Raw genomic sequence first — 19,604 nt, forward strand, 5'->3', positions numbered from 1 at the left:
GAGGAAATTCAGTTGGCGGCGTCTCTGTGCCTCCGTGCCTCTGTGGTTGCATTTCTTTGGCCTCTGCGGTGAGTTCCTTCATACGCGCCCGCTGGCAGGCCTGGTGGCAGGCCCGCCAGCCGCGGGCCGACACCCACCGCACGACGCAGCGCAATGTGTACATCGTGCCCACGCTGGCCGGCATGGCCTTCTGCGGCACGCTGGGCGTGCTGCTGCTGGCCTCCATCAACGAGCAGCTCAGCCTGGGCTATGCGCTGACCTTCGCGCTGACCGGTGCGGGCCTGGCCTCCATGCACACGACGCATGCCAACCTGCGCGGCCTGCAGATGGACCTGCGCGCGCCCGAGGGCGTGCACCTGGGCCAGGAGTACGCGCTGGAGCTGCGCCTGCACAACCCGGGCAGCGCGCGCTTCGGCATCGCCGTCAGCGCCCAGCTCGACGATGGCCTCACCGAGCCGGCCTGGGTCGACGTGCCGGCCCTCGGCCATGCGGTGCTGGGCCTGCGCCTGCCGGCGAACCGGCGCGGCCTGCGCGAGCTGCCCCGCCTCATCGTCACGACGCGCTTCCCGCTCGGCTTCTTCCGCGCCTGGAGCTACTGGCGGCCGGCGAGCCGGGTCTGGGTCTACCCGCGCGCCGAGGACGTGCCGGCGCCCTTCCCCGCCCAGGCCGAGGCCGGCGGCGGCGAGGCCGCATCAACGCGCCAGACCCCGAGCGGCACCGACTTCTCCGGCGTGCGCAGCTACCGCCGCGGCGATGCCGTGAAGCAGATCCTGTGGCGCAAGTCCGCCCTCGCGCTGGACCAGGGCCTGCCGCTGTGGGTGCGCGAGACCGAGGCGCCGCTGGCGCGCGAGCTGTGGCTGGACTGGCGCGACACCGCCGGCCGCGACGTCGAGGCCCGGCTGTCGCGCCTGGCCGCCTGGGTGCTGGCCGCCGAGCGCCTGGGCCAGCCCTATGGCCTGCGCCTGGCCGGCCGCGAGCTCGCGCCGTCGCTGGGCGCGGCCCACCGGCAGTCCTGCCTGGAACTGCTCGCGGGGTTCGGCGGATGACCGCGCTGTCGGCCTGGTGGAGCCGCCTGCCGCGCGACGCGCGCGACAGCTTCTTCCTGCTCGGCGTCATCGCCGCCGTGCTGCTGCCGCATGCCGGCCATCTGCCGCCCTGGGCCACGGCCCTGGCCGGCCTGATGCTGCTGTGGCGCGGCCAGCTCGCCTGGCGCCAGCGCCCGCTGCCCAGCCGCTGGTGGCTGCTCGTCGTCGTCGCGGCCTGCGCAACGCTGACCTGGCTGAGCTTTCGCACGCTGATCGGCCGCGAGGCCGGCATCACGCTGCTGACCGTGCTGATGGCGCTGAAGACGCTGGAGCTGCGTGCGCGCCGCGACGCCTTCGTCGTGTTCTTCCTCGGCTTCTTCCTGGTGCTGACGCAGTTCCTGTACTCGCAGTCGCTGCTGACGGCGGCCTGGTCGCTGCTCGCGCTGTGGGGCCTGCTCGCGGCCGTCGTGCTGGCGCAGATGCCCTCGGGCCTCCCGAGCATCGCCATCGCCGCCCGGCGCGCGGCCGGCACGACGGCCCTGGGCCTGCCGGTCATGGTGCTGCTCTTCGTGCTGTTCCCGCGCATCGCGCCGCTGTGGGGCGTGCCGACCGAGGCCATCGGCCGCACCGGCCTTTCCAACCAGCTGGAGTTCGGCGCGATGAACGAGATCGCCGACGACGACGGCATCGCGATGCGGCTGAAGTTCGACGGTGCGCCGCCGCCGCCCGACCGGCGCTATTTCCGCGGCCCGGTGCTGACCCGCTTCGACGGCAAGACCTGGCGCACGCCCGACCCGCGCGGCACCCAGAGCTGGCTGCGCGGCCGCGACGACATCGCCGCCACCGGCCCCCTGCTGCGCTACGAGATGACGCTGGAGCCGCTGCGCATTTCCGTGCTGCCGCTGCTGGAGATGAGCCCCGGCGCCGTCGGCACCGAGCTGGCGCTGACGGACCTGAGCGTCACGCGCGGCCCTGAGCTGCAATGGCAGTCGCCCCGCCCCGTCACCGAAAGGCTGCGGCTGCCGGCCACGGCGTTTGCGAGCTGGCAGGCCGGCCTGCAGCGCAACCGGCTGCAGCTGGCGCTGGACACCGAGCTGCCGCCCGGCCGCAACCCGCGCACCCTCGCCTGGGCGCACGAGCTGGCCGCGCAGCCGCGCTTCGCCGGCCTGGCGCCCGGCCCGCGCGCCGAGGCCCTGGCCGCCGCCGTGCTCGACCATGTGCGCGGCAACGACTACCTCTACACGCTGTCGCCCGGCCGCTATGGCGAGCAGTCGCCCGACGTCATCGACGAGTTCTGGCTGGACCGGCGCCTGGGCTTCTGCGAGCACTTCGCATCGGCCTTCGTCGTCGTCATGCGCGCCATGGGCGTGCCGGCGCGCATCGTCACCGGCTTCCAGGGCTGGGACGCCGAGCCCCAGGACGGCTACTTCGTCGTGCGCAACGCCAACGCCCACGCCTGGGCCGAGTTCTGGGCCGAAGGCCGCGGCTGGCTGCGCAGCGACCCCACGGCCGCGGTCGCGCCCAACCGCGTCATCCAGGGCCTGGCGCTGCAGCCGCAGCCGGGCGTCATCGGCCAATTGAACCCGACGCTGTGGCGCGCGATGCGCAACGGCTGGGAGGCCGTCAACAACCGCTGGCAGCAGCTGGTGCTGAACTACTCGCGCAGCAACCAGTTCGACCTGCTGAGGAAGCTGGGCTTCGAGCAGCCCGACTGGGCCGCCCTCGGCCAGGCCCTGGCCGGCGTCATCCTCGTGCTGGCCCTGGCCTCGGGCGCCTGGATACGCTGGAGCAGCCGCCCGCACGACGCCTGGAGCCGCCAGCGCGCGCGCATCGCCGCGCTGCTGGCCCGCGCCGGCGCCAGCGCGCCCGCCCACGAGAGCCCGGCCGCCTGGGCGCGCGCGCTGCGCCGGCAGCTCGGCCCGCAGGCCGAGCCCGCCGCGCAATGGCTGGAGAGGCTGGAGCGCTCGCGTTATGCGGCCGATGCCGCGGCGCCCGCCTGGCGCGACTTCGTCGCCGCGGCCCGTATGCTGCGGGCGTGAAGTCCCGCTCCCTGCTCCTGCTCGCCGGCCTGCTGCTGGCCACCGCCGTCCAGGCCAAGCCCCGCCACGCCAGGCCCGAACCACCGCCCCGGCCGCTGGGCCTGCGCCCCGCCGTCGTCGCCTTCGCCGACGAACTCGCCGCCGCCCAGGGCTGGGACGCCGCCGCGCTGCGCGAGCAACTGGGCGGCGCGCTGGACCTGCCCAAGGTCCGCCAGTTGATCCTGCCCGCGGCCGTGGGCACGGCCAAGAACTGGGCCGCCTACCGCGAGCGCTTCATCGAGCCGAAGCGGCTGGACGCCGGCCTGGCCTTCTGGGCCGGCAACGAGGCGGCGCTGGCGCGCGCCGAGAGCCAGTACGGCGTGCCGGCCGAGATCGTCGTCGGCATCCTCGGCGTGGAGACCTTCTACGGCCGCATCACCGGCGGCTTCAAGGTGCTGGACGCGCTGGCCACGCTGGCCTTCGACTTCCCCGCCGAGCACCCGCGCGCGGCCGAGCGCCAGGCCTTCTTCCGCAACGAGCTGGCCGAATTCCTGAAGCTCTGCCGCGAGAACGGCCTGGATGCTGGCGAGGTGCGCGGCAGCTATGCGGGCGCGCTGGGCTGGCCGCAGTTCATGCCCGGCAGCTGGCGCCAGCATGCGGTGGATTTCGACGGCGACGGCCGCATCGACCTCATCAACAGCCCGGTGGACGCCATCGGCAGCGTCGCCCACTACCTGTCCGAGTACGGCTGGAAGCCCGGCGAGACCACGCACTACAGCGTCAGGCTGCCGGCCGACCCGATCACGCGCCGCCGGCTGCTGGCGCCCGACATCAAGCCCCATTTCACGGCGGCCGAGCTGGTCGAGGCCGGCGCCGAGCCCTCGGAGGCGGCCCGCGAGTACGCGGGCAAGCTGGCCGTCATCGAGCTGCAGAACGGCCCGCAGAAGCCGCCCACGGTGCTGCTGGGCACCGGGAACTTCTGGGTCGTCACGCGCTACAACTGGTCGGCCTATTACGCGATGGCCGTCATCGAGCTGGGGCAGGCCGTTGCCCGCGCCCGCGCTGCCACACGGGCCGCGTCGGCGCCTCATACGGGTTTGCAATCAAAGTGATAACAAGGCGCGAAGCCGCAGACAGTGCTCTGGCACGGCAAGGCGAAGCAACGCAGTTAGCGCTTTGATTGCGAAGCCGTATCAATAGGGGTTGGACGTCAGCACGCCCGACTCGACCGAAATCGAATAGGGCGCAATGGTCGGCCAATGAACGAGGTCGTAGCTGCCGCCGGCCACGCGCTTCTCGACCTGCAGGCCGCGATAGGTCAACGGCGTCTTGCTCTTCACGGCGATGGGAGCCACGGGCGACTGCAGGAAATAGGCCTGGCCGGTGCGGCCGCCGGCACCGTCCGGGTTGCCCACCACGGTGCCGACGCCGTTTTCGATGACGACGGCCGTCTGCTCGTTCAGGCCGATGCCGCGCACGGCCGCGTTGGACGCCCAACCGTCGGCCACGAGGCGGCCCATGAAGGTCACGAGCCGCCCCATGCGGTCGCGCGTGACGAGATGGGTGTCGGTGATGACGCCGGCCATATTGGGCAGCGCGTTCAGCAGGCTGCGGTCCAGCGTGACGTTGCGGTCGTAGGGATTGGCCATCGCGTCGGTGGACGTGACGGACTCGTAGAACGCCGCGTAGTCGAACTGGCCCAGCACCGCCAGGCCCGCGCTGGTGCCGCCAAAGGGCACGTTGCGCGCGACGGCGGCGTGCCGGCCCATTCGGCGATGTAGGTGGACTGGTCGCCGCCGGCGATGAAGAGCACGTCGGCGCGGTTGACCAGGCCCAGCACCTCCGGGGCGCTGGCGCCGGCGCGGGTCTTGATGACGATGGATTCGACCGAGTCGACGCCGTTCATCGCCATCAGGCAGGCGTTGTAGCCGTCGGAGCCCGAGGTGCGCAGGATGACGACGTCGACCGTGGACGCCGTGCCGCCGCGGGCCTTGGCGATCATCGCCTTGAAGGCATCGTCGACATCGGTGCCGCCGCCCATCAGCACCAGCATGGGCGAAGCGGGCCGGAGCAGTTTAGGACGGCCTCAGAACGGCGGCAGTCCCTCGACCACGGGACGGTCCTCGGGCTCCGGCGGCCCCGCAAGCCCGTCGACGGGAAGGCCGCGATCGCGCCAGTAGCGCCTCTCGCGGTCGCGCTCGCAGACCGCGTCCAGCGGCGCTGCATCGCTCTGCCAGCGCCAGGCGCCGCAGGACGGGCTGGCCACCACCGCGATGCCGGCGGCCTGGTAGCGCGCCAGCACCGGCGGGGCCGGGTGGCCGAAGCGGCTGCGGTAGCCGGCCTGCACCAGGCCCGTCACGGGCCGCACGGCAGCCAGCAACTCGGCGCTCGACGAGGTCTTGCTGCCGTGGTGGGGCACCAGCAAGACGTCGGCGTGCAGGTCGGGCTCGCGCTGCGCGAGCAGCCTTTCCTGGCCGGCCTCCAGGTCGCCCGCCAGCAGCGCGCGCCGCCCCGAGGCCGCCGTGATGCGCAGCACGCAGGACAGGTCGTTGGACCTGAGCGCCGCGGCATAGTGGGCCGGCCCGGGGTGCAGCACGTCGAAGCGCACGCCGTCCCAGCTCCAGCCCTGGCCGGCCTCGCAGCGCGTCGCGGGCGGGCCGGCATGCCGCAGCGCATGCCCGGGCTCCAGTGAGCTGCGCAGTTCGGCCACCGGCAGGGCCTGCATCAGCGTCGCCGCGCCGCCGACATGGTCGCCGTCGCGATGGCTGAGCATCAGCAGGTCCAGCCGCTGCACGCCCAGGGAACGCAGCAGCGGCAGCAGCACGCGCTCGCCGGCATCCGCGCCGGGCGAATAGGCCGGGCCGGTGTCGAACAGCAGCGCATGGCCCGCGGTGCGGACGAGCACCGCATTGCCCTGGCCAATGTCGGGCGCCAGCAGCTCGAACTCGCCGGCCGGCGGCCGGGCCACGGCGGGCCACAGCAGCGGCAGCATCATCGCGAGGCCGGCCCCGCGCAGCCGCCACGGCAGGCGCATGACGACGAGGACGGCGCCCAGCAGCGCCAGCCCCTGCGCCCACAGCGGCGCCGCCGGCAGCCACCAGACGGCCGCCGGCCAGGCGACCAGCAGCTTCAGCCAGGCCATCAGGCCCTGCATCGCCAGCGCGGCCAGCGCCCACAGCGGCGCGAACAGGCCGCCGAGCAGGGCCAGCGGCGTGATGACAAAACTGATGAGCGGGATGGCGACGAGGTTGGCCAGCAGGCCGACGACGGACAGCTGCGCAAAGCAGATCAGGCTCAGCGGCGCCAGGCCCACCGTGGCGATGGCCTGGGTGCGCAGCGCGGCCTGCAGGTGCTCGCGCCAGCCGGCCGCCCGCTCGCCGCCCGCCGCCATCAGCAGGCCCACGGCGCCGAAGGACAGCCAGAAGCCCGGCTGCATCAGCGCCCAGGGGTCCACGGCCGTGACGACGACGGCCGCGCCCAGCAGCACCAGCGGCCAGGGCCAGCGCAGGCCCAGCGTCCGCAGGCCGGCCACGGCCGCCAGCATCCAGACCGTGCGCTGGGCCGGCACGCCCCAGCCCGAGAACAGCGCATAGCCCAGCGCCGCGGCGACGCCGATCCAGCGCGCGGCCAGCGGCGCCGGCAGGCGCAGGCATAGCCGGCGGCTGCGGCGCCACAGCGGCCCGATGACGGCGGCGGCCAGCCACGCGAACATCGCCACGTGGGTGCCCGACACGCTCAGCAAATGGGCCACGGCGGTGTCGCGGAACAGCGCCCAGTCGGCATGGGTGATGGCGTTCTGGTCGCCCAGGCTCAGCGCGGCCAGCACGCCGGCCATGCCGGGGTCGGCCACATGCGCGCGGATGGCCGTGCGCAGGCGCTGGCGCGCGGCGTCGATCTCCCACCACGGCGCCGCCTGCAGCCGCTCGCTGCCGCCGGGCCGCACCGTGCCGCTGGCGCGCAGGCCCAGCTCGAACAGCCACAGCTCGGCGTCGAAGCCGCCGGGGTTGGCCAGGCCATGGGCGCGCTTCAGCCGCGTCGTGAAGCGCCAGCGCTCGCCGGCGGTGATGGGCGGCGCGTCATAGGCGAGCAGCATCAGCCGGCGCGGCACCTCGGGCGGCAGGGCCGCGCCGGTGGGGCCGACGGACTCGACGGCGAACTCGAAACGCCATCCCGGCACGCCGCCCTGGCCGGTGATCGCGATGGGCAGGGAATCGACCCGGCCGCTGAGCACGAGGTCGCGCGCCTCCCAGGCCGGATGCAGTTCCGGCCGCATGCGCAGGTCGGCCCGCAGCGCGCCCTGCGTGAAGGCCAGCACGGCGACGCAGGCCGACAGCAGCAGCCAGTGGCGGCGGCGCAGCAACCCCAGCAGCAGCAGCAGCGCGGCCAGCGCCGCGTACTCGGCCGCCGTGGGCAAACGCTCGCAGCGGTGCAGCAGCGCCAGGCCGGCCAGCCAGGCCAGCCCCGCCGCCACCAGTTCTCGCATGCCCCAGGGCCGCTCCGCCAATGTCCCTCCCCGCCCCGCGTCGTCGGGGCCCGGGGTGTAGCATGCCGCCGTTTTTTTCTCGCGCCACCGCGCTTCCCCCATGAGCTCCTCCGCCATCCAAGCCAAGCTCGCCGAACTCGGCATCACGCTGCCGCCACTGGCCATCCCCGCCGCCGCCTACCTGCCCTTCACGCGCACGGGCAAGCTGCTGTTCCTGTCCGGCCACATCGCCAAGAAGGACGGCAAGCCCTGGGTCGGCCAGCTCGGCAGGAACGTCGACACTGCCACCGGCCAGCAGGCCGCCCGCGCGGTCGCCATCGACCTGCTGGGCACGCTGCAGGCCGCCGCCGGCGACCTCGGCAAGGTGCGCATCGTCAAGGTCATGAGCCTCGTGAACAGCACGCCCGACTTCACCGAGCAGCACCTCGTCACCAACGGCTGCTCCGAGCTGCTGGCCGAGGTGCTGGGCGACGCCGGCAAGCATGCCCGCAGCGCCTTCGGCGTGGCGCAGATCCCGCTGGGCGCCTGCGTCGAGATCGAGTTGATCGCCGAAATCGTCGACTGATGTTCATCCAGCCTTCCAAGCTGCCGGCCCGCGCGCTGGCGGGCATGGCCGTGGCGAGCTTCGCCGCCGTCGGCGTGGCCCTCGTGGCCCAGCACCAGTTCGGCGTCAAGCCCTGCCCCTGGTGCGTGCTGCAACGGCTCATCTTCCTGGCCATCGGCACGTTCTCGCTGCTGGGCTGGCTGGTGCAGGCCCGACGCTCGCTGCGCCAGGCGGCGCTGGTCGTCGTGCTGATGCTGTGCGCCGCGGGCCTGACGGCGGCGGTCTTCCAGCACGAGGTGGCGTCCCAGACCGCCAGCTGCGCGATGGGCCTGGCCGACAAGATCATCACGGCGCTGAACCTCGAGGACCTCTGGCCCTCGGTCTTCATGGTCACGGCCAACTGCTCCGAGGCCGCGGCCTACCGCTTCATCGGCCTGCCCTACGAGATCTGGAGCGGCCTGCTGTTCGTCGGGCTCGGTGGGCTGGGCCTGCTGGTGCTGGGCAAGCGCTGAACGCAACGGCCGCCCTCACTCGCCCCTGACGACGCCTTCCCGGCGCGGGTCGGTCCCGCCGACCCAGCCGCCCGGCACGCGCATCAGCACCTGCAGGCCGCTGGTCAGCTCGGTGTCCTCGATCTGGTGGCCGCGCGCGCGCAGCTCGGCCGCCTGCCCGGCCGTCAGCGCGCCCGGCTCGACGAACAGCCGGCCCGAGTTGAAGTCGCCGAAATTGGGCAGGTCCACCGCCTGCTGCACCGGCAGGCCCCAGGCCAGCGTGCCGGTCAGCAGCTTGGCGACGTAATGGATGATGACCGGCCCGCCCGGCGAGCCGCCCACCAGCAGCAGCTTGCCCTGCGCGTCGAACACCAGCGTGGGCGCCATGCTGGAGCGCGGGCGTTTGCCGGGCTCGACGCGGTTGGCCACGGGCTTGCCGTCGGCGCCGAGCGGCCGCAGCGAGAAGTCGGTCAGCTGGTTGTTCAGCATGAAACCGCCGGCCAGCCCGGTGCCGCCGTCGCTCATCGTCTTGCTGCCGAAGGCGGACTCGATGCTGGTCGTCATCGACACCGCATGGCCCCGGGCGTCGACGACGCTGACCTGGCTGGTGCCGTGCTCGGGCTGTTCGGCCTGCGGTGCCAGCGCCTGCGTGACGACGCCGGGACGGCCCGCCGTGGCCGCGGCCATGGCCTGGTCGCCGATCAGCGCGCCGCGCTGCTTCAGATAGGCCGGCGCGAGCAGGCTCTGCCAGTCGCCGCCGGGCGCCGTGACGAAGGCCGGGTCGCCAATGAACTGGGCGCGGTCGGCGAAGGCGAGCTTGGATGCTTCGGAGTAGGCATGCATCCAGTCGGCCGTGATGCCCTTGGCCGCGACGGCGGCGGGCTGGGTGTCGAGCAGGCCGAGGATCTGCATCAGCGTCAGTTGGCCCGAGCTGGGCGGGCCGAAGCCGCAGACTCGATAACTACGCCAGCCGGCGCACAGCGGCGGGCGCAAGGCGGGCTTGTAGCCGGCCAGGTCGGCCGTCGTCAGCAGGCCGGACCGGGCATGGCCCTGCACGCGGCGCACGATGTCCTCGGCCACGGGGCCCTCGTAGAAGGCCTTGGTGCCCTGGCGCGCGATGCCGCGCAGCACGGCGGCATAGGCCGGGTTCTTCAGCACGGCGCCGACGGCCTTGGGCCGGCCCGCGGCGTCGAAGAAATAGGCGCGGGCCTGCGGGTCGTCGCGCAGCGCGGGCTCGCCGCCGACCAGCTCGTGCAGCCGCGGGCTGATCGCGAAGCCCCGCTCGGCCAGGCGGATGGCCGGCTCGAACAGCCGCGCCCAGGCCAGCCGGCCGTGCTGGCGCTGCGCCTCGGCCAGCATGGCCAGCACGCCGGGCGTGCCGGTGGACAGGCCGCTCTGGATGGCCTCGCGCATGCCCAGCGGCTGGCCGTCGGGCTTCAGGAACATCCCGGGCGTGGCCGCCGCGGGCGCGGTCTCGCGGCCATCGAAGGCCTGCACCTGGCGGCCATCCCAGTGCATCAGGAAGGCGCCGCCGGCGATGCCGCTGGACTGAGGCTCGACGAGGCCGAGCACGGCCTGCATCGCGATGGTGGCGTCGACGGCCGAGCCCCCCGCGCGCAGCATCTCGACGCCCGCATCCACGGCCAGCGGGTTGGCCGCCGTGGCGGCGAAGCGCCGGGCCGGCTGCGTCAGCCCCGCCGGCTTGGCGGTGCGCGACGTGGCGGCCTCGGGCTGGTCCAGGGCAAGCGCGGGCGCGGCCAGTGCGAGCAGCAGCGGGAGGGCAGGGAAACGAGAATGCATCGCTTCATCTTATAAGCCGGTACCGCCGCGGCACCGGCCGCGAGCCGGTCGCGGCACGCAGCCATACTGCGCGCCGTCTGCCCGCGAAGTAACGCCCCGATGCCCCTGTCCTTGTCGCTGTTCGCACCGCTTCTCTACCTGGGCACCGGCCTGGCACTGGGCCGTTCTCCCATCGACGTCAAGGGCCGCGCATCTGCGCTGCTGGCGAGGGTCGTGATCCCGTTCGTCATCGTCTACAACATCGCCACCGCGCGGGCCGACCTGTTCGCCGTCATCGCCTGGGTGGCCGCAACGATGGCGGCGCTGCTCGCGCTGTCGCGAAGCTTCACGCGCGACCCGGTGCGCAACCTGTGCTTCTGCTACCTGAACATCGGCTGGCTCGGCCTGCCGGTGGCCAGCAGCCTGTTCGGCGACGGGGCGGCCACGGTGTTCGTCGCGGCCTACGTCGGCAGCTCACTGTTCGGCAACTCTATAGGCGCAGGCCTGATGAGCGGCACCGGCCCCGCGCCATGGCGCCAGATGCTGAAGGCGCCGCCCGTGTGGGCACTGCTGCTGGGGCTGGCGCTGCACCCGTTCGCAGCCATGCTGACGCCGCCGCTGCAGCCGGTGTATGGGGCGGCCAAGTTCCTGATGAGCTTCCTGGGCATGGCCATCCTGGGCATCTGGCTGGCGCAGACACCCTTGCGCGCGCGGGACCTGCGCGACGCGCTGGTCACCATGGCCACGCGTGCAGCGGCCGTGGCCCTGAGCGTCACCGCCTTCGTCGCCTTCGCGCGGCTGCAGGAGCTGGCGCTGGTGGTGCAGAACCGCGATGCGCTCTACCTGATGGCGCTGCTGCCGCCCGCGGCCAACATCGTCGTGCTGGAAACGCACTACCTGCGCACCGGCCGCTCGGCGTCGGCCATCGCCGCGGGCACCGGCCTCAGCTTGGCCGCCATCGCGGTGTTCGCGACGGCGCTGCTGTGGCTGCGTGCGCCGGCTTGAGAACCTGTTCAAGGTCTCAGCCGAAGTAGCCCATGTTGCGCTGCGTGTAGTTGACGATCTGCGGCAAGACGCCGGGCAGGTCGGTCGCGCCGACGCCCATCCAGGTCGCGAGCGTCGCGCCGAGCTGGTCGACGCCCGTCGTCGGCAGCAGCCGGCCTTGGCCGACGTCGTCGGGGCCGTTGACGCTGACCGAGGGCAGCGTGCCCCAGAACTTGCCGCCCTTCACGGCGCCGCCGAGCACGAAATGGTGGCTGCCCCAGCCGTGGTCGGAGCCGTCGCCGTTGCTCGCCAGCGTGCGGCCGAAGTCGCTGGCGGTGAAGGTCGTGACCTGGTTGGCGACGCCGAGCTCGACGGTGGCCGCGTAGAAGCTGGCCAGCGCGTCGTTGACGGCCGTCAGCAGGCCCGGGTGCTGGGTGACGAGGAAGTCGTGCAGGTCGAAGCCGCCGATCGACACGAAGAAGACCTGGCGCGTCGCGCCGAGCGCCTGGCGCGCGGCGATGAGCTTGGCCACTATCTGCAGCTGTTTGGACAGGCTGCTCGCCGCGTCGAACGGGGTCTGCAGCGCCGGCAGCGACGCGAGGGCCGCGCCGAGGACGCTCTGCGCGTCGATCGAGCGGGACACGACGCGGTTGAGCTCGGACTCCATCCAGTGGCTGCGCTGGGCCGTGATGAGGCCGCGCAGCGCGTCGGCGCAGGCCTGCGAGCCGTACAGCGGCTTCGTGACGGCGTTGATGGGCACCGCGCCGGCGGTGGACACCTGGTACTGCACCGCCTGCTTGCCGGACATGAAAACGGCATTGCCCGAGGCGTTGATGCAGGTGAAGGTGGACGTGCCGTTGCTGCCGAGGAAGAGGTCGCCCATGCGGCCGCCCCAGCCCGTCGTCGCGCCCTCGGGCGAGCTGCTCTGCCAGACGGACTGCTGGTCGTTGTGCGAGAACAGCTTGGGCGGCAGCGGCACGCTCTGGGCCTTGTACTGGGCCAGCGTCGTCGGCTGGACCAGCGTGCCGACATTGAGCTGGACGCCGAGCTGACCAGCGTCCCACAGGCCCTTGAGCTTGCCGAGCTGGGGCGCGAGCGCCATCTGCCGGGCGCCGACGCTGAGGCCGAGCGCCGTCGCGGCGAGCTGGTCGCGCGGCGTGGCCAGCGCCTGGCGGATCGCGGCGTAGGCGTCGTAGCTGGGCTGGTCGTAGGGCACCAGCGTGTTGCCGTAGTCGTTGCCGCCGTAGAGGAAGACGCAGACCAGGGCCTTGTAGTCGGTCGGCGCCGCGGCCGCGGCGGCCTCGCCGATGCCGGCCAGCGACAGCGCCCAGGGCGCGGCCGTGCCGGCCAGGCCGAGGGCCGAGGTGCGGCGCAGGAATTCGCGGCGCTGCAGTTCGGGGAGTCGATTGAGCTTCATCGCCGGCCTCATTTCTGCACTTGGTATTCGGGGCAGGCCATCAGCATCAGGATGGCGGCCTGCACGCGGTTGAGCTTGCCGGCGTCCGTGGACGCCGAGATCGTCGCGACGGCGGTCGAGATCGTCGCCTGCGTCGCGGCCGAGATGCCGCCGCCGCCGAGGCGCAGCGCCAGGTCGGCGACCAGAGCGACCGCGTCGGACGACAGCGCGAGTTCGGCCGTGTAGGCGGCCTTGAGGTCGCCGATGCCGCCGGCGATCGCGGTCTGCAGGAAGTTCAGGTAGCCGGCCACCGTGCTCTCGTTGCAGAGCTGGAACTCGGGCGCCGTGACCGAGTTCGTGCCGAGCACCGAGTTGGGCGGCACATAGCCGGGGCGGAAGAAGTTGAAGACCGAGGGGCTGCGCAGCGGGCTCTGGCCGAGGCGGGTGGCCGGGTTGGTCGTGTCGCCGATGGCCCATTGCCCGCTCGGCGACGCGACGCCGAAGGTCCGGCCCCACTGGATGAAGCGCTGCAGCGGCTCGCGCAGCTTGCCGGCTCCGGGCGCGCCGGAGGCGCTGCGCGCCTCGGCGTCGAGCAGGATGGCGCGGATGACGGCCTTCAGGTCGCCGCGCACGCCGGCGCCGTTGTCGGCCCAGACCGCGGCGACGCGGGCCACATAGGCGGGGCTCGGGTTGCTGGCGACGAGGCGCTGGATGAGCTGGCGGCTCAGGAAGGGCCCGACGTTGGGGTGCCCGGCCAGCGTGTCCAGCACGATCTTCAGCGCGCCCGGGCCGTCGGCGCTGGCCGGCACGTCGACGTTCAGCACCTTCTTCGGGCCGGGCGTGAAGCGCGCCGCGTTGTTGACCATGGGCTTCTTCATGAAGCTCGGGTCGGTCGTGCTGGCGCCGTCAAAATCCCAGCCCGTCAGGATCTGGGCCAGGTTGGTGATGTCGGTCTGGCCGTAGGTTTCCTGCGGCTTGCCGTTGGCGTCGAGCTTGGGGCTGCCATCGGCATTCAGCTGATACAGGCCGATGCTGAGCAGTTGCATGACCTCGCGGGCGTAGTTCTCGTCGGGCTGGCGGCCCGTCTTGGGGTCGCCCTTCTGGTTGCCGCGCATGCTCAGGTAGACGCCCATGCCACAGGACAGCGAGACCGCCTCCAGCAGGTCGCGGTAGTTGCCGAAGGCGCGCTGCTCCAGCATGTCCACGTAGGCCGCCACCGCGAAGCCGCGCCAGGACACCGGCAGGCCGGCCATCGAGATGACGAAGATCTCGCTGAGCGCGAGCACGACGCGCTGGCGCAGCGGGTCGGGCGACGACATCAGCTTGCGCCACAGCGTGTTGTCGGCGCCGCCGAAGTCGTTGCGGTGGGTGTCGACGGCATAGCCGTTGGCCACCATCCAGTCGAAGTGGCCGTTGGCGACCGGCAGCGCGAACTGCGCGTCCAGCCAGGCCGAATAGCCATTGGCCTTGACGGTGGCGATGTCGGCGCTGCTGGCCGAGAAGCCGGCCTGGGCGAGGAAACGCGACGCATCGGCATCGCCGATGGCGGGCGGCGGTGGCGGCGAAGGCGTCGGCGTGCCGGCGCTCCCGCCGCCGCCGCAGGCCGCCAGCAGCGCGGTGGCTGCGGCCGCCGCAAGCGGGCCGGAGCTCAGGCCGGGGTCTGCCGCGGGAGCCGCGGCGATGGTTTCGACTTCGGGCGGTGGCGGTGTGCGCATGGGGATCCTCGCTCGTTGTGGGCGTGATCGTCGCCTAACGCAAACGGGCCGGCTTGCGCCGACCCGTCGAGGTCCAAGAATTGGGGGGAAGCCGTGAGCTTTACCTCAGAGCAAAGGAACGCCGGTCTTGCTCTGCGCCTGTTCGCGCGTGACGCCCTCGGCCAGCTCGACGAGCTTGATGCCTTCCGGCACCACGTCGAAGACGCCCAGGTCCGTGATGATGCGGTCGACCACGCCGACGCCGGTCAGCGGCAGCGTGCAGCTGGGGATGATCTTCAGGTCCTCGCTGCCGTCCTTCTTCCTGGCGACATGCTCCATCAGCACGATGACGCGCTTGACGCCGGCGACGAGGTCCATCGCGCCACCCATGCCCTTGACCATCTTGCCCGGGATCATCCAGTTGGCCAGGTCGCCCTGGGCGCTGACCTGCATCGCGCCGAGGATGCTGAGGTTGATCTTGCCGGCGCGGATCATCGCGAAGCTGTCGTGGCTGCCGAAGATGCTGGAACCGGGCAGCGTCGTGACCGTCTGCTTGCCGGCGTTGATGAGGTCGGCGTCGACCTCGTCCTCGGTCGGGAAGGGGCCGATGCCGAGCATGCCGTTCTCGCTCTGCAGCCAGACCTCCTTGTCCGCCGGCACATGGTTGGCCACCAGCGTCGGGATGCCGATGCCGAGGTTCACGTAGAAGCCGTCCTCCAGCTCCCGGGCCGCGCGCGCGGCCATCTGGTCTTGGGTCCAGGCCATGGCTCAGGCCTCCTTCTTCGAAGAGAGGGTGATTTTCTCGATGCGCTTCTCGGGATGCGCATTGACGACGATGCGGTGCACATAGATGCCCGGCAGGTGGACGGCGTCCGGGTCGATGTCGCCGGTCTCGACGAGCTGCTCGACCTCGACGACGGTCAGCCTGCCGGCCATCGCCGCGGCCGGGTTGAAGTTGCGCGCCGTGCGGCGGAACACGAGGTTGCCGCTCTTGTCGGCCTTGTAGGCCTTGACCAGCGCCACGTCGGGCACCAACGCCTTCTCGAGGATGTAGGTGTGGCCGTCGAACTCGCGCGCCTCCTTGCCCTCGGCGATCAGCGTGCCGACGCCGGTGCGCACGAAGAAGGCCGGGATGCCGGCGCCGCCGGCACGCAGCTTCTCGGCCAGCGTGCCCTGGGGCGTGAATTCCAGCTCCAGCTCGCCGGCCAGGTATTGGCGCTCGAACTCCTTGTTCTCGCCGACATAGCTGGAGATCATCTTGCGGATCTGGCGCGTGGTCAGCAGCTGGCCGAGGCCGAAGCCGTCGACGCCGGCGTTGTTGGAGATGACCGTCAGGTCCTTGACGCCGCTGTCGCGCAGCGCGGCGATCAGCGCCTCGGGAATGCCGCACAGGCCGAAGCCGCCGACGGCCAGCATCTGCCCGTCCTGCACGACGCCGCGCAACGCCTCCTCGGCGCTCGGGTACACCTTGTTCATGCCACTGGCCTCCTGGCAGTTTTGACAACGTCCGCAAGGGTACTATCGCCCGCCCTCAGCCGTCGATTACGCAAGATCGCCTAAGTGGAACCCGCCGCCCCCGACTACCGCAGCGCCTTCCAGCTGGCGCCGATCGGCCTGGTGCTGTAGGCGCATCGCCAGATCGTCGACTGCAACGAGCGCGTGCTGCAGATCTTCGGCGCGGCGCGCGAGCAGCTCGTGGGCCAGAGCTTCGCCGTCATGTACCCGAGCGCGGCCGAGTTCGAACGCACCGGCGAGCGCATCGTCGCCAGCCTGGACACCCTGGGCCACTATGCCGACGACCGCGTCATGCGGCGGCTCGGCAGCGGCGAGCCGTTCTGGTGCCACGTCACCGGCCGTGCGCTGGACCCGGCCGACCCGCATGCCCGCGGCATCTGGAGCTTCGAGGACCTATCGGCCCGGCGCCAGATCACGGCCGACCTGACGCCGCGCGAGCGCGAGATCGCCGCCCTGCTCGTCGAGGGCCAGACCAGCAAGCTCATCGGCCGGCGCCTGGGCGTGAGCCCGCGCACGGTGGACATCTACCGCGGCCGGCTGATGAAGAAATACGCGGCGGCCAGCACGCCCGAGCTGATCCACAAACTGTTGAGCGCATGAGCCACGCACGGCCGCCCGAAGCGGCTCATTCCCGCTTGGCGGGACAGCGCGTAGCGCGAAGGGTGCACCAATGAACCAAGCCGCACACGCCCCCGAGCTGCCCTACTGCCGCAACTGCCACTACACGCTGGCGACGCCGCGGCCCGTCTACTGCGGCCACTGCGGCCAGGAGACCGACCTGCATCCGCCCTCGTTGCGCGAGATGTTCACCGAGTACCTGGGCCATTACGTCGCCTTCGACGGCCCGCTGTGGCGCACGCTGTGGGCCCTGGTCTGCCTGCCCGGCCAGCTGACGGACGCCTATTTCCACGGCCAGCGGCGCCGCTATGTGCTGCCGCTGCGGGTCTATCTGAGTGCGAGCTTCCTGTTCTTCGTCGGCTCGCATCTGCTGTCGCACGAAGAGCCCGAACCGGAGCCGGACAAGGCCGCCGTCCAGCAGCCGGCGGCGGCGGACAAGGCGGTGCGGGTGAAGGTCAGGCCCGACATGTCGCCGGCCTCGGCCGCTGCGATGGCCGAGGCGCTGTCGCGCGGCGCCAGCGCGGCCGATGCCGACAAGCCGTCCCTGAGCGCCAGGATCGAAGGCTGCACGCAGGCGCAGGCCGCAAACTGCGCCCGCAGCGAACGCTGGCTCAATCGCCTGATCGGCCGGCTGGAGTCGATGACGCGCGAGCAGTTCATGACGCGGATGCGGGCCTTGGCGCCCTACGGCATGCTGGCCATGCAGCCGGTGTTCGCCGCCCTGCTGCTGGCGATGTTTGCCGGCAGCGGGCGCCGCTACGCCGAGCACTTCGTCTTCTCGCTGCACAGCCACAGCCTGTGGTTCCTGGCCCTGCTGGTGGCCACCGTGACCGACCTCGAAGGCCTGATGAGCCTGGCCGTCTTCGGCCATGGCCTGCTCGCGATGCGCCGCGTCTACGGCCTGGGCTGGTTCGGCGCGATCTGGCGCGGCCTGCTGCTGAGTGTCGGCTACTTCGTGCTGCTGGGCCTCGTCGCGCTGGGCCTGATGGCCACCATCGCCATGACGGCCTGAGCCGCCGCGGTACTCAGGTGAACACGCCCTGGCGCAGCCACTTGGTCGCCACCCACTTCTCGCCCTCGATGACGGGCGAGCCGCCGTGCAGGGTCTGCGTGGACGCGTGCGGCCGGTCGTAGCTGAAGAACACCGCATTGCCCTTGACCGGCGCGACGTCCAGGCCGATGTCCGGGAAGATCGTCGCGCCGCCGGCCACCGGCGTGTTCAGGTAGACGACCAGCGTGCCGACGCGCTGGCCGCCGCGCTTGAGGATGCCCGGCGTGCCGACGTGGCCGGGGTCGAAGTAGTCGTAGTGCGGCTGGTATTCGGCCCCGGGGCGGTAGCGCAGCACCTGCAGGCCCTCGCCGTTCTCGAGCGGCCAGCGCAGCAGCGTCGCGATGCGGGCCTCGACGCGCTGGATGAGCTCGGTCTCGCCACGCTCGAAGAACATGCCGTCGCTGGTGCGCGCGGCGTTCACCTCGCTGCCCTCGGCGCCAGTGGCCACGGTCTCGGAGCGCGCCAGGCGCCTGCCGGCGAGGGCGACGATGCCGTCGCATTCCTCCTCGCTCAGCAGGTCGCCGAAGACGATGACGCGCGGCTGGCGCAGCGCCATGACGACCTTGACCTGGCGGTCGCCGGCATCGATGACGGGCTCGAAGCGGCTCAGGTCGGGCTCGGGCAGGCCCGGCGTCGCGTCCGGCGGCGCGGTCAGCGTGGCCGACTGGCCCAGCGTGCGCGCCAGCGCCTGACGGGCGATGGTCTCGTCCCAGCCGCTGCCCAGCATCGCGGCCAGGATGTTCTCGGACGCATGGCCGACGCGGCTCTGCTCGGTGATCCACTCACAGAGTTCGGGGGTGATGACTTGCTGGCTCATGGATAGGAGGCTGTCGGGCTTGGGGTCGGGTGCGCGCCGAGGCGAGTTGCGGGGCAAGGCCAGGCGCCGGCGAGGCGTTGGATTCTCTCCAACAACGAGCCGGCAACGACGAATTGCCCCGCAAATCGCCTCGGCCCTTCGGGTTGGGCCTGCCAGGGGGCTGAGGCGTTGTTGCTCCTCCTCGCGGGCGCGAGCCCGCAGCGTCGTCGTCGCCTAGCCTCAGCCCCCTGGCAGGCCCAACGCGCACCCGACCCCAAGCCCGACAGCCTCCTACCGACGGAAGACGAGTCGGTCGGCGGCGGAGACCTCGGGGGCCAGACGATACCCGTCCAGATCGAAGGCCTTGAGCCCTTCGGGCGTTTCAAGGCGTTGCTGGATCGCGTAGCGCGCCATCAGCCCGCGGGCCCGCTTGGCGAAGAAGCTGATGATCTTGTACTCGCCGTTCTTCCAGTCCTCGAACTGGCAGTCGACGACCCTCGGCTTCAGGGCCTTGCGGTCCGCGGCGCGGAAATACTCCTGCGACGCCAGGTTGACGATGACCGGCGCCTGCTCGCCCCTGGCGAGCTTGTTCAGGTGCAGGGCCAGGCGGTCGCCCCAGTAGTCGTAGAGGCTGGCGCCGCGCGGGTTGGCCAGCCGCGTGCCCATCTCCAGGCGATAGGGCTGCATGCGGTCCAGCGGGCGCAGGATGCCGTACAGGCCCGACAGCATGCGCAGATGCCGCTGCGCCCAGGCGATGTCGTCGCCGCTCAGCGTCTTCGCGTCCAGGCCGTCGTAGACGTCGCCGTTGAAGGCCAGCACGGCCGGCTTGCTGTTCCTGTCGGTGAAGCGCGGGCGCCAGGCGGCGTAGCGCTCGACGTTGAGCCGGGCCAGCGGCTCGGACAGGTCCATCAGCGCCCGCACGTCGGCGACGCTGCGCGTGCGCAGGAGGTCGATCAGCGCGGCGGTGTCGTCGAGAAACTGCGGCCGGGTCAGCGCATCGGCCAGTTCGGGCGGCGTCGGGGTGTCGTAGTCGAGCGACTTGGCGGGCGAGAGCAGCAACAGCATGGGCGCGGATTTTGGCCCAGGCTCAGTGTCGGCCAGCCCGCCGCTCCAGCCACTCGGACAGCCCCATGCCCGCCATGGCGGCCATCACGGGGGCGAGCGACGGATCCCGCGCACCCGCCCGATCCTCCTGCCGTCGCGCCGCGCG

General features: G+C 72.0%; 16 protein-coding genes and 1 pseudogene. 8 read left to right on the top strand and 9 right to left on the bottom strand.

All coding sequences use genetic code 11. The annotated features are described in order from the left end of the window. Nucleotides 1–68: 68 nt before the first annotated feature. From NYP07_RS05175 to mltB, 3 genes are read left to right on the top strand one after another with little or no spacing between them, the layout of a single operon-like run. Complete coding sequence (locus NYP07_RS05175; RefSeq protein WP_268148139.1) at nt 69–1,046, top strand: DUF58 domain-containing protein; 978 nt, start codon at nt 69–71, stop codon at nt 1,044–1,046. Further along, nucleotides 1,043–3,064 (top strand): transglutaminase TgpA family protein, encoded by a 2,022-nt coding sequence (locus NYP07_RS05180; RefSeq protein ID WP_268148141.1) that lies wholly within the window; start codon nt 1,043–1,045, stop codon nt 3,062–3,064. The genes NYP07_RS05175 and NYP07_RS05180 overlap by 4 nt, the downstream gene beginning before the upstream one ends. Then, complete coding sequence (gene mltB / locus NYP07_RS05185; RefSeq protein ID WP_268148143.1) at nt 3,061–4,155, top strand: lytic murein transglycosylase B; 1,095 nt, start codon at nt 3,061–3,063, stop codon at nt 4,153–4,155. Before NYP07_RS05180 ends, mltB begins: the two co-directional genes overlap by 4 nt. An 81-nt stretch (nt 4,156–4,236) precedes the next feature. Here mltB and NYP07_RS05190 read toward each other — a convergent pair whose 3' ends face one another. Next, nucleotides 4,237–4,812, bottom strand: coding sequence for a type 1 glutamine amidotransferase family protein (locus NYP07_RS05190; RefSeq protein ID WP_268148145.1), 576 nt, complete (start codon nt 4,810–4,812; stop codon nt 4,237–4,239). Nucleotides 4,813–5,129: 317 nt separating this feature from the next. Then, nucleotides 5,130–7,526 (bottom strand): DNA internalization-related competence protein ComEC/Rec2, encoded by a 2,397-nt coding sequence (locus tag NYP07_RS05195; RefSeq protein WP_268148147.1) that lies wholly within the window; start codon nt 7,524–7,526, stop codon nt 5,130–5,132. A gap of 100 nt (nt 7,527–7,626) precedes the next feature. Here NYP07_RS05195 and NYP07_RS05200 point away from each other — a divergent pair, with 100 nt between their 5' ends. Together NYP07_RS05200 and NYP07_RS05205 are read left to right on the top strand one after the other, a co-directional pair. Next, a complete protein-coding gene (locus tag NYP07_RS05200) occupies nt 7,627–8,091 on the top strand; it encodes a RidA family protein (protein ID WP_268148149.1) in 465 nt (154 codons plus the stop codon). Continuing rightward, nucleotides 8,091–8,582, top strand: coding sequence for a disulfide bond formation protein B (locus NYP07_RS05205; RefSeq protein WP_268148151.1), 492 nt, complete (start codon nt 8,091–8,093; stop codon nt 8,580–8,582). Before NYP07_RS05200 ends, NYP07_RS05205 begins: the two co-directional genes overlap by 1 nt. Nucleotides 8,583–8,597: 15 nt before the next feature. Here the strand turns inward: NYP07_RS05205 and NYP07_RS05210 are convergent, their stop codons facing one another. After that, nucleotides 8,598–10,361: a gamma-glutamyltransferase family protein gene (locus NYP07_RS05210; protein WP_268148153.1), complete on the bottom strand. Its 1,764-nt coding sequence runs from the start codon at nt 10,359–10,361 to the stop codon at nt 8,598–8,600. A 99-nt stretch (nt 10,362–10,460) separates the two neighbouring features. Here NYP07_RS05210 and NYP07_RS05215 point away from each other — a divergent pair, with 99 nt between their 5' ends. Further along, nucleotides 10,461–11,345, top strand: coding sequence for an AEC family transporter (locus tag NYP07_RS05215; RefSeq protein ID WP_268148155.1), 885 nt, complete (start codon nt 10,461–10,463; stop codon nt 11,343–11,345). A gap of 16 nt (nt 11,346–11,361) precedes the next feature. On the opposite strand, the gene NYP07_RS05220 is transcribed toward NYP07_RS05215, so the two are convergent. The 4 genes from NYP07_RS05220 to NYP07_RS05235 all read right to left on the bottom strand — a co-directional run bounded on the left by NYP07_RS05220 (nt 11,362) and on the right by NYP07_RS05235 (nt 15,890). Next, entirely contained in the window at nt 11,362–12,741 is a 1,380-nt protein-coding gene (locus NYP07_RS05220) for a DUF1501 domain-containing protein (protein ID WP_268148157.1), read from the bottom strand. Between the two features lie 8 nt (nt 12,742–12,749). Beyond that, on the bottom strand, nt 12,750–14,435 hold the full coding sequence (locus tag NYP07_RS05225) for a DUF1800 domain-containing protein (protein ID WP_268148159.1): 1,686 nt from the start codon (nt 14,433–14,435) through the stop codon (nt 12,750–12,752). A gap of 105 nt (nt 14,436–14,540) precedes the next feature. Beyond that, nucleotides 14,541–15,179, bottom strand: coding sequence for a 3-oxoacid CoA-transferase subunit B (locus NYP07_RS05230; protein ID WP_268148161.1), 639 nt, complete (start codon nt 15,177–15,179; stop codon nt 14,541–14,543). 3 nt (nt 15,180–15,182) lie between these two features. Beyond that, nucleotides 15,183–15,890, bottom strand: coding sequence for a CoA transferase subunit A (locus tag NYP07_RS05235; RefSeq protein ID WP_268148163.1), 708 nt, complete (start codon nt 15,888–15,890; stop codon nt 15,183–15,185). 84 nt (nt 15,891–15,974) lie between these two features. Here NYP07_RS05235 and NYP07_RS05240 point away from each other — a divergent pair. After that, a pseudogene (locus NYP07_RS05240) lies at nt 15,975–16,529 on the top strand (helix-turn-helix transcriptional regulator). A 70-nt stretch (nt 16,530–16,599) separates the two neighbouring features. After that, complete coding sequence (locus NYP07_RS05245; protein ID WP_268148165.1) at nt 16,600–17,559, top strand: DUF3667 domain-containing protein; 960 nt, start codon at nt 16,600–16,602, stop codon at nt 17,557–17,559. A gap of 13 nt (nt 17,560–17,572) precedes the next feature. Here NYP07_RS05245 and NYP07_RS05250 read toward each other — a convergent pair whose 3' ends face one another. Beyond that, nucleotides 17,573–18,415, bottom strand: coding sequence for a 2OG-Fe(II) oxygenase (locus NYP07_RS05250; RefSeq protein WP_268148167.1), 843 nt, complete (start codon nt 18,413–18,415; stop codon nt 17,573–17,575). A gap of 270 nt (nt 18,416–18,685) precedes the next feature. After that, nucleotides 18,686–19,459, bottom strand: coding sequence for a peroxide stress protein YaaA (gene yaaA, locus NYP07_RS05255; RefSeq protein ID WP_268148169.1), 774 nt, complete (start codon nt 19,457–19,459; stop codon nt 18,686–18,688). Nucleotides 19,460–19,604 lie beyond the last annotated feature (145 nt).

Source organism: Pelomonas aquatica (assembly GCF_026712205.1).
Taxonomy (GTDB): domain Bacteria; phylum Pseudomonadota; class Gammaproteobacteria; order Burkholderiales; family Burkholderiaceae_C; genus Pelomonas; species Pelomonas aquatica.

Bases quoted from the DNA above. Each gene is read 5' to 3' on its own strand.
- NYP07_RS05205 (WP_268148151.1), top strand. From the start codon at position 8,091: ATGTTCATCCAGCCTTCCAAGCTGCCGGCCCGCGCGCTGGCGGGCATG.
- NYP07_RS05225 (WP_268148159.1), bottom strand. From the start codon at position 14,435: ATGCGCACACCGCCACCGCCCGAAGTCGAAACCATCGCCGCGGCTCCC.
- NYP07_RS05200 (WP_268148149.1), top strand. From the start codon at position 7,627: ATGAGCTCCTCCGCCATCCAAGCCAAGCTCGCCGAACTCGGCATCACG.
- NYP07_RS05190 (WP_268148145.1), bottom strand. From the start codon at position 4,812: ATGGGCCGGCACGCCGCCGTCGCGCGCAACGTGCCCTTTGGCGGCACC.
- NYP07_RS05210 (WP_268148153.1), bottom strand. From the start codon at position 10,361: ATGCATTCTCGTTTCCCTGCCCTCCCGCTGCTGCTCGCACTGGCCGCG.
- NYP07_RS05180 (WP_268148141.1), top strand. From the start codon at position 1,043: ATGACCGCGCTGTCGGCCTGGTGGAGCCGCCTGCCGCGCGACGCGCGC.
- NYP07_RS05245 (WP_268148165.1), top strand. From the start codon at position 16,600: ATGAACCAAGCCGCACACGCCCCCGAGCTGCCCTACTGCCGCAACTGC.
- yaaA (WP_268148169.1), bottom strand. From the start codon at position 19,459: ATGCTGTTGCTGCTCTCGCCCGCCAAGTCGCTCGACTACGACACCCCG.
- NYP07_RS05215 (WP_268148155.1), top strand. From the start codon at position 10,461: ATGCCCCTGTCCTTGTCGCTGTTCGCACCGCTTCTCTACCTGGGCACC.
- NYP07_RS05235 (WP_268148163.1), bottom strand. From the start codon at position 15,890: ATGAACAAGGTGTACCCGAGCGCCGAGGAGGCGTTGCGCGGCGTCGTG.
- NYP07_RS05220 (WP_268148157.1), bottom strand. From the start codon at position 12,741: ATGAAGCTCAATCGACTCCCCGAACTGCAGCGCCGCGAATTCCTGCGC.
- NYP07_RS05195 (WP_268148147.1), bottom strand. From the start codon at position 7,526: ATGCGAGAACTGGTGGCGGCGGGGCTGGCCTGGCTGGCCGGCCTGGCG.
- NYP07_RS05230 (WP_268148161.1), bottom strand. From the start codon at position 15,179: ATGGCCTGGACCCAAGACCAGATGGCCGCGCGCGCGGCCCGGGAGCTG.
- NYP07_RS05250 (WP_268148167.1), bottom strand. From the start codon at position 18,415: ATGAGCCAGCAAGTCATCACCCCCGAACTCTGTGAGTGGATCACCGAG.